Source organism: Arthrobacter bambusae (assembly GCF_022606295.1).
GTDB classification, from domain to species: domain Bacteria; phylum Actinomycetota; class Actinomycetes; order Actinomycetales; family Micrococcaceae; genus Arthrobacter; species Arthrobacter bambusae_A.
This window is the reverse complement of record NZ_JAHHZS010000003.1, coordinates 36,260-48,432: the sequence shown is the minus strand read 5'-3', so window position 1 is coordinate 48,432 and position 12,173 is coordinate 36,260. Positions and strand designations below refer to the sequence as shown.

9 protein-coding genes are annotated in these 12,173 nt (G+C 65.9%); 3 read left to right on the top strand and 6 right to left on the bottom strand.

Annotation, left to right across the window (positions count from 1 at the left end):
• Positions 1-132 precede the first annotated feature (132 nt).
• From rho to argS, 6 genes are all read right to left on the bottom strand, one after another.
• Positions 133-2,247 (bottom strand): transcription termination factor Rho, encoded by a 2,115-nt coding sequence (gene rho, locus KNN17_RS02770; RefSeq protein WP_241707403.1) that lies wholly within the window; start codon positions 2,245-2,247, stop codon positions 133-135.
• Between the two features lie 301 nt (positions 2,248-2,548).
• Complete coding sequence (gene thrB / locus KNN17_RS02765) at positions 2,549-3,523, bottom strand: homoserine kinase (protein WP_241707402.1); 975 nt, start codon at positions 3,521-3,523, stop codon at positions 2,549-2,551.
• A 2-nt stretch (positions 3,524-3,525) separates the two neighbouring features.
• Positions 3,526-4,632, bottom strand: coding sequence for a threonine synthase (gene thrC / locus KNN17_RS02760; RefSeq protein ID WP_078108465.1), 1,107 nt, complete (start codon positions 4,630-4,632; stop codon positions 3,526-3,528).
• Entirely contained in the window at positions 4,633-5,949 is a 1,317-nt protein-coding gene (locus tag KNN17_RS02755; protein ID WP_241707401.1) for a homoserine dehydrogenase, read from the bottom strand.
• Positions 5,942-7,411, bottom strand: a complete 1,470-nt coding sequence (lysA, locus tag KNN17_RS02750; protein WP_241707400.1) for a diaminopimelate decarboxylase — start codon at positions 7,409-7,411, stop codon at positions 5,942-5,944. Before lysA ends, KNN17_RS02755 begins: the two co-directional genes overlap by 8 nt.
• A 5-nt stretch (positions 7,412-7,416) precedes the next feature.
• Positions 7,417-9,066, bottom strand: coding sequence for an arginine--tRNA ligase (gene argS / locus KNN17_RS02745; RefSeq protein ID WP_241707399.1), 1,650 nt, complete (start codon positions 9,064-9,066; stop codon positions 7,417-7,419).
• Between the two features lie 219 nt (positions 9,067-9,285).
• Between argS and KNN17_RS02740 the strand changes: the two genes are divergently transcribed.
• The 3 genes from KNN17_RS02740 to KNN17_RS02730 are packed head-to-tail and all read left to right on the top strand — an operon-like array spanning position 9,286 to position 12,099.
• Positions 9,286-9,705 (top strand): FMN-binding protein, encoded by a 420-nt coding sequence (locus KNN17_RS02740; protein ID WP_078108462.1) that lies wholly within the window; start codon positions 9,286-9,288, stop codon positions 9,703-9,705.
• A gap of 4 nt (positions 9,706-9,709) precedes the next feature.
• Positions 9,710-10,582, top strand: coding sequence for an FAD:protein FMN transferase (locus KNN17_RS02735; RefSeq protein WP_241707398.1), 873 nt, complete (start codon positions 9,710-9,712; stop codon positions 10,580-10,582).
• Positions 10,579-12,099 (top strand): FAD-dependent oxidoreductase, encoded by a 1,521-nt coding sequence (locus KNN17_RS02730; protein WP_241707397.1) that lies wholly within the window; start codon positions 10,579-10,581, stop codon positions 12,097-12,099. The genes KNN17_RS02735 and KNN17_RS02730 overlap by 4 nt, the downstream gene beginning before the upstream one ends.
• The last annotated feature ends 74 nt before the right edge of the window (positions 12,100-12,173 follow it).

Here is a 12,173-nt window from a genome sequence, read left to right as displayed (position 1 = left end):
GGGTCACTTCCGGCCCATCTTGACCCCCGGCACGGGCCGTAAGTGACCCCGCGTTGCAACGGGAAAGGGCGGGAGCTGAACATCCGCGCGGAATCAACCGCACGAACGAACCAGCGCCCGCCCCTGAAACAGCTACTTGTCGTTATCCGACTTGGCTCCAAGAGTCGTCTTCTGTACCTGCATGAGGAACTCGACGTTGCTCCCGGTCTCCCGGATCTTGTTGGTCAGGAGTTCAAGGCTCTGCTGGGTCTCGAGTCCGGACAGGACGCGGCGCAGCTTCCACATGATCTTGACTTCTTCGGCCGAAAGCAGGTTCTCTTCGCGACGGGTACCCGAAGCGTTGACGTCCACGGCCGGGAAGATGCGCTTGTCCGCCAGCTGGCGGGACAGGCGGAGCTCCATGTTGCCCGTGCCCTTGAACTCCTCGAAGATGACCTCGTCCATCTTGGAACCGGTCTCCACGAGCGCGGTTGCCAGGATGGTGAGCGAGCCACCGTTTTCGATGTTGCGCGCAGCACCGAAGAAACGCTTCGGCGGGTAGAGCGCAGCGGAGTCGACACCACCGGACAGGATACGGCCAGAGGCCGGCGCTGCCAGGTTGTAGGCGCGGCCCAGGCGGGTCATGGAATCCAGGAGGACCACCACGTCCATGCCCATTTCCACGAGTCGCTTGGCGCGCTCGATGGAAAGCTCGGCAACCGTGGTGTGGTCGTCGGCGGGACGGTCGAAGGTGGAGGCAATGACCTCGCCCTTGACGGTGCGCTGCATGTCCGTGACTTCTTCGGGACGTTCGTCAACCAGCACCATCATGAGGTGGACCTCAGGGTTGTTGGTGGTGATCGCGTTCGCGATGGACTGCAGGATGAGCGTCTTACCGGCCTTCGGCGGGGAGACGATCAGGCCGCGCTGGCCCTTGCCGATCGGGGCCACGAGGTCGATGACGCGCGGGCCGATCTTCTTGGGGTCCGTTTCGAGGCGCAGGCGCTCGGACGGGTACAGCGGGACGAGCTTCGCGAATTCGACACGGTCCTTGAGCTCTTCGGGCGTCTTGCCGTTGACCGACGTGACGCGGACGAGCGCGTTGAACTTCTGGCGCGCAGACTGCTGGTTGCGGTCCTCGCCGTCACGCGGGGCGCGGATGGCGCCGACGACGGCGTCACCCTTGCGCAGGTTGTATTTCTTGACCTGGGCGAGGGACACGTACACGTCGTTGGCACCGGGCAGGTAGCCAGAGGTGCGGATGAACGCGTAGTTCTCCAGTACGTCCAGGATGCCGGCAACCGGCAGCAGGACGTCGTCTTCGGTGACCTCGACGTCGTCGACGTCCGGGCCCTGGCCGCGGCCCCGGCGACGCTCGTTGCGGTCGCGGAAGCGGTCGCTGCGGGTGTTTCCATCGCGGTTGTCACGGTTGTCGCGGTTGTCCTGCGGACCCGGACGGTCGTTGCGGTCGCGACGATTGCGACGATTGCGACGGTTGCCGCTGTCATCGCCGTCGTTCGTGTCTTCGCGACGCGTACGGGTGTTGTCGCGGCGTTCGCGCTGGCCGGATTCCCCGGCGTCGGCCGAGGCCTGTTCGCCCTGGCGCGGCTGTGCCTGACGCTGCTCGGCCTGGCGCTGCTCGGGCTGGCGCTGTTCTGCCTGGCGCTGTTCTGTGCGGGGCTGTTCGGCCTGCGGCTGCTCGGCAGCGCGGGTCTCGCCGGCTTCACCGGCCTCCACGGGAGCAACGGCCTCGCCACGACGACGGTTCCGCGTGCGCGGCTGGCGGCGTTCGCCGGCGGCCTCGCTTGCTTCGGCGGCAGGAGCTGCAGGAGCCTCGACGACGACGGCGGGAGCGTCCGCGGCTTCCGCGGCGGCGGGAGCGGCAACAACGCCGTCGCTCGTGGCGCGGCGGCTACGGCCACGGCCACGTGCCCGGGTGCCATCCTGCGCGGCGGCTTCGGTGGATGCTGCGGCAGGTGCGGCAGGGGTCTCGGCTTCCGGGGATGCAGGCGCGGCCTTCGCTGCCACGGCTTTGGCCGCGGCAGGAGCCTTGCTGGTGGTTGCACCGGCGCGGTGGGCCGAGATCGCCGAAACCAAGTCCCCCTTGCGCATCCGGGATCCGCCCGAAATGCCCAGCTGACTGGCGAGAGCCTGGAGCTGCGCGAGCTTGAGGCCTGCAAGGCCGCTGCTCTTAGCGGTTGCGGCCGTTGATTCAGCTGCAGAAGATGTGGTGTCCACAGCTGAAGCCAGCTCAGTGGTTTCTGTCACGAAGGATCCTTCCCCCTCGACGGCGTCCAGACCTGGAGCTGGACGCGATGATTTGTTCTGGACTGCAGTTCAGATCTGCAGCCGTGATTTCGGTCTTGCCGGTTTAGTTTCAGCAGGGCCGGATACTAATACGTCTTCGATGCTCCGGCGGGCGGGGCGCGGGCTGACGGTCCGGGTAACAGAAAGGGTTCTGTGGCACCTGCGACAGGCCGATAAGGAGACGACACCGGCAGACTTCGACACAGTAGGAGACGGGAACGGCATCTAGCCGGGATCCAATGTCAGGGAACTGCCCGCGGTTCTACCGCCGGTGCAAGTCCACTCTAGCACCTTCAACGTCCACTGCCAGTGTCATCACGCGCCACGCAACGTCCGGTGTGTTGTCCGCGGTGAACGTTTTAATCAATTCGGCAACCGCCCCGGCTTCGTCCGCGCCGTTGGCCAGCGCCAGAACGGTGGGACCCGCTCCCGAAACGACAGCCGCATGTCCCGCAGACCGCAATGCCTTGATCAGCGCCGCACTTGGCCGCATTGCCTCTGCGCGGTAGCTCTGGTGCAGGTAGTCCTCGGTCCCGGGAAGCAGGAAACGGGGATCGGACGTCAAGGCGTGGACCAGGAGGGCGGCACGCCCTGCGTTCATCGCTGCCGCGTGGTGGCCGACGGAAGCGGGCAGCAGCCCGCGGGCGGTTTCCGTGGACAGTTCGTAGTCGGGGACGGCCACGATCGGGATGACCGCCGGGACCACCTCCGCACGGGTACTGCTGTACTGCTCGCTGTCCTGCCACGACAAGGCCAGTCCGCCGAAAATCGCGGGTGCGACGTTGTCCGGGTGCCCTTCCATCTCGCTCGTGAGCTGCAGGATCCATTCGCGGTCGCGCTGGGCGGATTCGGGGACCAAGGCGTTGGCAGCGGTAACGGCCGCAACCACGGCCGACGCCGAGGAGCCAAGTCCACGGCCGTGCGGATTGACGTTGTCCGCGGTGATCTTGAGGCCGCTGTGCCGGAAACCGAGGCGTTCCAGGGCCATGGTGAGCGCACGCACTACGAGGTGGCTGCCATCGCGAGGGAGGGACTCGGATCCCTCGCCGGAGAGCTCGAACTCGAGCTCTCCGGTGCTGAGCGTTTCGACAGTCAGGGTGTCGTAGATCGACAATGCCAGGCCGAGGCTGTCATAGCCCGGGCCCAGGTTGGCGCTGGTGCCCGGGACCCTGACGGTCAGCTGCTGGCCTGCCGCGACAAGCTTGAGACCCGTCGCGGTGGGCTGCGTGGTTTCCACTCTTAGTTTTCTTCCAGTCCCAGTTCGGATGCCACGGTCACGACGTCGTTCGGTACCTTGACCGGCTGGACGTCGCTTCCGTCTTCGGTGCGGAGGGCCCACTGCGGGTCTTTGAGTCCGTGACCGGTGACCGTGATGACGATCGTCTTTCCGGTGGGAACCTCGCCGGCCGCGTGCTTCTTGATGAGGCCGGCGACGCCTGCGGCGGAACCGGGTTCCACGAAGACGCCTTCCTTGGCGGAGAGCCAGCGGTGGGCATCGAGGATTTCCTCGTCGGTCACGGCGTCGATGAAGCCGCCGGATTCATCGCGTGCCGCGATGGCAGTGTCCCAGGATGCCGGATTGCCGATGCGGATGGCCGTGGCGATCGTGTCCGGTTCGGTGATGGGGTGGCCTGCCACGAACGGAGCCGCGCCTGCCGCCTGGAATCCCCACATGGCCGGAGTCTTGGTGGAGACGGCGGGAAGGGTGCCGGCCGTTGCGGACTCGAAGGGCGCGGAGTACTCCTTGTAGCCCTTCCAATACGCGCTGATGTTGCCCGCGTTGCCGACCGGCAGGACGTGGATGTCCGGAGCGTCTCCGAGGGCGTCGACGATTTCGAAGGCACCGGTCTTCTGGCCTTGGATGCGCGCCGGGTTGACGGAGTTCACGAGGAACACCGGGTAGGACTCGCCGAGCTTCCGGGCGATGTCCAGGCAATTGTCGAAGTTCCCGTCCACCTGCAGGAGCGTGGCACCGTGCGCGATGGCCTGGCTGAGCTTGCCCATGGAGATCTTGCCTTCGGGGACGAGCACGGCACACTTCAGCCCGGCGGCCGTGGCGTAGGCCGCGGCGGAGGCCGAGGTGTTGCCCGTGGAGGCGCAGACAACGGCCTTGGCGCCGGCTTCGACAGCCGCCGTCATGGCCATCGTCATGCCGCGGTCCTTGAAGGATCCGGTGGGGTTCATGCCCTCCACCTTCAGGTAGACCGTGGAACCGGTGAGTTCGGAGAGCTTCTGCGCGTGGACCAGCGGGGTTCCGCCCTCGCCGAGGGTAATGACCTTCGTGGCTTCCGTCACAGGCAAACGATCAGCGTATTCGCGGATTACTCCGCGCCATTGGTGAGCCACTTAGACCCCTTCTACCCGCAGGACGGATGTCACAGAATTGATGACGTCCAGGCCCTTGACGGCCTCGACGGTTGCCGCGAGTGCGGCTTCGGATGCGCGGTGGGTGACGATCTTCAGCTCGGCCGACTCAACCTTCGAGCCGGCGTCGCGGTGGATTGTCTGGCGCATGATCTCAATCGACACGCCGTTCTCCGCAAAGATGTGGGTGATCCGGGCCAGCACTCCGGCCTGGTCGGCGACGTCGAGGCCGATGTAGTAGCTCGTCGTGGAGGCGTCGATCGGCAGCGCGGGCACGTAGCCGGTGGTGGTCTCGGTGCGGCCGGGACCGCCGAGCACCACCCGGCGGGCGGCCGAAACGAGGTCGCCCAGGACGGCGGACGCCGTGGGGGTTCCGCCGGCGCCCTGGCCGTAGAACATCAGCTCGCCGGCATTCTCGGCTTCGATGAAGACTGCGTTGAACGCACCACGGACTGCTGCGAGCGGGTGTTCGCGGGGCAGGAGGGTGGGGTGGACGCGGACCGAAATGCCGTCGTCGCCGTTTGCGCTGGTGATCTTCTCGGCGATGGCGAGAAGCTTGATGACGAAGCCCGCTTCCTTCGCGGCGGCAATGTCAGCCGCGCTGACCTTGGTGATGCCTTCGCAGTAGACGTCTTCGAGCGCGAAGCGCGTGTGGAAGGACAACGACGCAAGGATGGCGGCCTTGGCCGCGGCGTCATGGCCTTCGACGTCGGCAGTCGGGTCGGCTTCAGCGTATCCGAGGCGTTGGGCCTCGGCCAGCGCGTCGGCGAACTGCGCACCGGTGCTGTCCATCTGGTCGAGGATGAAGTTGGTGGTGCCGTTGACGATGCCCAGGACCCGGGTGATGCGGTCGCCCGAGAGGCTGTCGCGGATGGGGCGCAGGATCGGAATGGCTCCGGCGACGGCGGCCTCATACGAGAGCTGGACGCCGGCCTTGTCGGCTTCTTCGTAGAGCGTCGGGCCATCCTGTGCCAGGAGCGCCTTGTTCCCGGTCACGACGCAGGCACCATTCTGCATGGCAGTCAGGATGAGCGAACGGGCCGGTTCGATGCCTCCCATGAGCTCGATCACCAGGTCGGCGTCCTTGGCCAGGGTATCGGCGTCGGTGGTGAACAGTTCGCGCGGCAGTTCGACGTCGCGCTCTGAATCGATGTTTCGCACGGCGATGCCGGACAACTGCAAGCGCGCGCCGGTGCGGGCCGCAAGGGCGTCGGCGTCGTCAAGGAGAATCCGCGCTACTTGGGCCCCGACATTGCCACAGCCCAGCAGGGCCACCTTCAGGGTTCGCACTTCAGACATTCGCCACTCCCATGTCGCGGTTCAAGAGATCTTCTTCGGTTTCCCCGCGGACGATCAGCCGGGCGGATCCATTGCGCACAGCGACAACGCCAGGCCTGGCCAGATAGTTGTAGTTGCTTGAGAGGGCCCAGCAGTAAGCGCCGGTTCCCGGTACAGCGAGCAGATCACCGGCTGCCACGTCTTCGGGCAGATATACATCTCTAACAACTATGTCGCCGCTCTCGCAATGTTTGCCCACTACTCGGGACAGCTGCGGGGCGGCACCCGAGGCCCGCGAGGCGAGAATGGCCGAATAATCCGCGTCGTACAGCACCGGACGGGCGTTGTCGCTCATGCCGCCGTCCACCGACACATAGCGGCGCGGGAACGTAACGTTTTCTTTGGCCTCGGCACCCGCGGGTGCGTCCACTCGAACAGTTTTCAGCGTTCCCACCTCGTACAAGGTGAACGTGCTGGTGCCCACGATCGCGCGGCCCGGTTCGATCGAAATGCGCGGCGGGGTGATCCCCAGCCCAGCGCACGTGGAGCGTACGACGGCGGCCATCGCCTGCGCGATCTCGGCAGGCGGGCGGGGGGTGTCCACCGGGGTGTAGGCGATGCCGTAGCCGCCGCCCAGGTCCAGTTCCGGCAGGACGATGGAGTACTTCGCCTGCATCGCTGCGAGGAATCCCAGCAGCTTCTCGGCTGCCAGGGCGAAGCCGTCGGGCTCGAAGATCTGGGAACCGATGTGGCAGTGCAGGCCCAGGAGTTCCACGTTGGAGTACGAGGTGGCCGCCGCGACGGCTTCTTCGGCGGCCGAAAGGCCGGCCGACTCGGTAGTGTCCCCGGCCATGGAGAGACCGAATTTCTGGTCCTCGTGGGCCGTGGCAATGAATTCGTGGGTGTGGGCGTGGACGCCGGGAGTCAGCCGCAGCATGACCTTCGCCGTCTCGCCGCGGCCGGAGGCTACCTTGGCAACCCGCTCAAGCTCATCGAGGCTGTCCACCACGATGCGGCCGAGCTTCATGTCCAGTGCGCGGTTGATTTCGGCGTCGGACTTGTTGTTGCCGTGCAGTCCCAGATGGGCACCGTCGATGCCGGCGCGCGCCGCGACGGCGAGTTCTCCCCCGGAGCACGTGTCCAGGCGCAGGCCTTCTTCCGCCACCCAGGCGGCCACGGCAGTGCACAAGAAGGACTTTCCGGCGTAATAGACATCCACTCCCCCGCAGATGTCCTCGAAAGCTTCGTCGAAGGCATGCTTGAAGGAGCGGGCACGGGCCCGGAAATCGCCTTCGCTCATGACGAACAGCGGGGTGCCGAACTGAGCCTTGAGTTCGCTGACGGGAACGCCATCAATGGCGAGTTCGCCGTCGTCGTTCCTCCGGACACCTTCGGCCCACATCGGCGCGTGCAGCGCGTTCAGGTCTTCCGGCACGGCGAGCCATCCGGGCGCAAGGGGCGAGGCGGGGGCGTTGTTCTGCACGCTGATCACATCCGTTCCGGAGCTGAAACGCCGAGGAGTTCAAGTCCGTTCGCCAGCACCTGGCTCGTGGCGTCGTTGAGCCACAGCCGCGTGCGGTTGACGTCCTGGACGGCTTCATCGCCCAGCGGCGAAACGCGGCAGGCGTCGTACCAGCGGTGGTAGGCACCGGCGATGACCTCGAGGTGGCGGGCCACACGGTGCGGCTCGCGGAGCTCCGCGGCCTTGGCCACGATGGACGGGTAGCTGCCGAGGTAGGACAACAGCTCGTTTTCGGTCGCGTGGTCCAGCAGCGACGCGTCGAACGCGCTGTGGTCCACGCCGGCGTCGATCGCGTTGCGTGCCGTTCCCCGGGAACGGGCGTGCGCGTACTGCACGTAGAACACAGGATTTTCGTTGCTGTTCTTCTTCAGCAGCTCCGGGTCCAGTGTCAGCGGCGAATCCGCGGGGAAGCGCGCCAGCGAGTAACGCACAGCGTCCTTCCCGAGCCACTCGATAAGGTCCTTGAGCTCGATGATGTTGCCGGCGCGCTTGGACAGCTTGGCGCCGTTGACCGACACCAGCTGTCCGATCAGGACCTCGATGTTGACCTCGGGATCGTCGCCCGCACAGGCGGCGATGGCCTTGAGCCGGTTGATGTAGCCGTGATGGTCGGCCCCGAGCAGGTAGATCTTCTCCGTGAAGCCGCGGTCCTTCTTCGACAGGTAATACGCGGCGTCGGCGGCGAAATACGTGGGTTCCCCGTTGGCACGGATCATCACGCGGTCCTTGTCATCGCCGAAGTCCGTGGTGCGCAGCCAGACTGCCCCGCCGTCGTCGAACACGTGGCCCTGTTCCCGGAGGCGGGCGACGGCGGATTCGATCGCGCCGCCGTCGTGCAGTTCCTGCTCGGAGAAGAAGACATCGAAAGCCACGCCGAATCCGGCCAGGGTGTCCTTGATGTCCTTCATCTGGGCCTTGTAGGCGGCGGCGCGGATGACCGGCAGCGCTGCCTCGTCGGTCAGCTCGCGGATTGCCGGGTGGGCCTTGAGGACCTCGTCGCCGAGTTCCCGGATGTACTCGCCCGGGTAGCCGCCCTCCGGAACGCCGCGTCCGTGCAGGCGGGAGAGCACCGAGTTCGCAAAAACGTTCATCTGCGAGCCGGCGTCGTTGATGTAGTACTCCGCGGTGACGTCCGCACCGGAGGCGCGGAGGACGCGGGCGATGGAATCGCCCAGCGCGGCCCATCGCGTGTGGCCGATGTGCAGCGGCCCCGTGGGGTTGGCCGAGACGAATTCCATGTTGACTACATGGCCTGCGAGCGCCTGGTTGGTTCCGTAGGAGCTTCCCGCCTCGACGATGACCTTGGCCAGCGCGCCGGCGGTGGCCGCGTCCACGGTGATGTTAAGGAAGCCGGGGCCAGCGATGTCCACGGCGGTGACGCCGTCGATCGCTTCGAGCCGCTTGCCCAGGATCGTGGCGAATTCCCGCGGGTTGGTCCCGGCTTGCTTGGCAAGCTGCAAGGCGATGTTGGTGGCCCAGTCGCCGTGCTCCCGGTTCTTGGGTCGCTCCACGCGCACGTCCTCGGGGAGGGCAGATTCGGAAAGCGCAAGCTCGCCAGCGGCGACAGCGTCTTTCAGGCAGGCGGATATGGCGGCTGAGAGTTCTTCGGGAGTCACCCGTCTAGCCTACCGGTGGGGCTTGCAACTGGTGGAATTCTTATGCTTGGCAATGCGCACATGCGGGCACCAGCGCGCACCCAGCCGACGCCCAGCTTCGCCCAGTAGAGCTCCCAGACTGAACCGATAGGCTGAAATCAACGTCAATCGTGTGATCGGCCCACGGCCTGGAGCACTATGCATTGACCCTTTTCGAGTCCAGTTGAAACGAGCAGAACCATGACTACGCCACTCCGCAAGGGCCTCCTGGTAGGCGCCGCCGGCCTCACCCTGGCCAGTTCGGTGGCAGCTTGCGCCCCTTCGGCCCAAGGCAGCACCCCGCAGAAGACCTCCTCGATTTCCGGCCCGTACAAGGACGGAACCTATAGTGCGGACGGTGACTACATTTCACCCAACGGCGGCGAAACCGTCGGCGTTCAACTGACCTTGGCCGGCAACACCATTTCCGCTGTGGACATCACCGTCCATGCCAACAACCCGAACACCCAGGAGTTCCAGGGACAGTTCAAGAACGGCATCGCCGCGCAGGTTGTCGGCAAGAAACTGGACGAGATCAACGTCTCGAAAGTAGCGGGCTCCTCCCTGACGAGCGAAGGATTCAACAAGGCCGTGGAAACCATCAAGTCCGAGGCCAAATAGCGGCATGACGCTCACGGGCTGGAGCGTTTTCAGCTTCGACGGCATCGGGACCACGTGGGAAATCTCGACGCCGGAGGACCTCCCGGAGCGGGTGCGCGCCGGCTTGCTCGGCGTCGTGGAGGACTTCGACCGAAGCTACTCGCGTTTCCGGGACGACTCCCTGATTGCAGTGCTCGCCCGTGAACCCGGCACCGTCACCCTTCCGGCCGGGGCCGGCAAGCTGGAACAGCTTTTCAAAAAGCTATACCACCTCAGCAACGGTGCCATGACTCCGCTCATTGGCAGCAGCCTCGAGCGCCTGGGCTATGGCGCAGACTACGCTTTGCGGCCCCTCGGCCATCCGGTGCCGGCGCCGCGTTGGGAAGACGTCCTCGTATGGAGCGGCACGTCGATCTCCGCTTCCGCTCCCGTGGTCCTGGACATCGGCGCTGCGGGAAAGGGCCAATTGGTGGACCTTCTGGCCTCGGTCCTGCGCGGAGCGGGAACCGCGGAGTTCCTGGTCGATGCGAGCGGCGACATGCTCCATTCCGGCACGGAACCATTGCGCGTGGCCCTCGAACACCCCTACGACCCCACCCAGGCGATCGGCGTCGTCGAACTGCGCGACGGCGCGTTGTGCGCTTCCGCCGCCAACCGCCGGACGTGGGGCGACGGCCTGCACCATGTCCTCGACGGCGCCACCGGGCGCCCCATCGAGACGGTCGTGGCCACGTGGACCACGGCTGCGACGGCAATGGAAGCCGATGCCCTGGCCACAGCACTCTTCATGGTTGATCCGCCGGTGCTGGAGACAGACTTCGAATTCTCCTGGCTCAAGGTCTATTCGGACGGACATGCCGCCTATTCGGCCGGCTTCGAAGGGACACTGTTCACATGATTGCCATCAAAGCGCGCGTGGATGCCTGGCTCGGCCATTTCACGATGTACCGGCTGATTCTTTGGGTCCTTGGCGTGCTTGCGGTGTACAGCCTGGTGCTGAACGCGCTGGGCTGGCTCACCTTCGGGCTGCCTGAAATGCTGGTCCACCTTGTGCTGTGCCTGGGCCTGACGTACGCGTCCAACCGGCTCGTGGCCATGCTCTTCCAGGTCCGGCCGCATTCGGAGTCCTCGCTGATCACGGGCCTTTTGCTGTACTTCCTGTTCTGGCCCACTGAGCTGGTTCCCTCGGTCCAGGTCCTCGATCTCGCCGGAGTCGCCGTGGCGTGCGTCCTGGCCTCGGCAACGAAGTATGTATTGGCCTTCCGCGGGCGGCACATCTTCAATCCCGCCGCCGCGGGCGCCTTCATCGCGGGGCTCACCGGCTTGAACATCGCCACGTGGTGGGCAGCAACCCCGGCCATGCTGTGGCTCCTGGTGCCCGGCGTGCTGCTGGTGCTGTACCGGACGCTGAAGGTGCTCATGGCCTGCACTTTCCTGGTGGTGGCGGTCTCGGTGGTGTGCGTCTTGCTCCTGCGGGGCGGCATGACCTTCGGACCCGCCGTGTGGCAACCGATCGCGCAGCAGCCGCTTCTGTTTTTCGTCGGCTTCATGCTCACCGAACCACTTACCTTGCCTCCCCGCCGTTGGCAGCAGGTGGCGCTGGCCGCCGTCGTGGCCTTGTTGTTCGCGGTGCCTTACAACGTGGCGGGCGTCGCCAACTCGCCGGAACTCGCTCTGCTCATTGGAAACCTCCTCGCGTTCCTTGTGGGGCAGCGGGGCGGAATCGTGCTGACGTTCAAGGGCTCGCGTCCCCTGACCCCCTTCACCACCGAGTTCCGTTTTGAGCCACGACGGCCCGTCCGCTTCCTTCCGGGGCAGTTCATGGAGCTCAACCTTCCGCACTCGCGCTCGGACGGCAAAGGGCGGCGACGGGTGTTCAGCATCACCAGCGCGCCTGACTCGCCCGAGATGACATTCGGCGTCGGCACGGCGGAACCCGTCTCGGCAGCCAAGCGCGTGTTGCTCGCGCTTGAGCCTGGACAGTGCGTCCATGGAACCGCCGTGGGCGGCGACTTCGTCCTCCCGCCCGACGCCGGCAAACCCTTGCTGTTCATCGCGGCGGGAATCGGGATTGCACCTTTCCTTTCCCAGCTGGCTGCCGGCGACTCAGCACGAAGGGACATCATCGTGCTGTATCTCGCCCCCAGCGCCGCCGAACTCGCCGGGTGCGATGTCCTCGAGGCCTCGGGGGCACGGGTCATCGCCCGGCTTTCGGACGGTTCCCTCCCGCCGTCGTTCATGCACGACGCCGGGCGGAGCCGCATCGATGGCGACTCCCTGCGGGCGCTCATCCCCGATGTGGCCGAACGGGACGTGTACGTCTCCGGGTCTCCGGCAAACGTGGACGCCCTTCGCTCGGCCGCCCGCCACGCCGGAGTCCGACGAATCCATGTGGACGCTTTCGCGGGCTACTGACGGCTCGCCCGCACCCGTTTTCCGTTGCGGCGCGGTGACCTGCTAAGCTCATGGACGTCCCTCCGGCAACGGAC

Coding starts and splice junctions, on each gene's coding strand:
- KNN17_RS02730 (WP_241707397.1), top strand. CDS start 10,579: ATGATTGCCATCAAAGCGCGCGTGGATGCCTGGCTCGGCCATTTCACG.
- KNN17_RS02735 (WP_241707398.1), top strand. CDS start 9,710: ATGACGCTCACGGGCTGGAGCGTTTTCAGCTTCGACGGCATCGGGACC.
- KNN17_RS02755 (WP_241707401.1), bottom strand. CDS start 5,949: ATGTCTGAAGTGCGAACCCTGAAGGTGGCCCTGCTGGGCTGTGGCAAT.
- KNN17_RS02740 (WP_078108462.1), top strand. CDS start 9,286: ATGACTACGCCACTCCGCAAGGGCCTCCTGGTAGGCGCCGCCGGCCTC.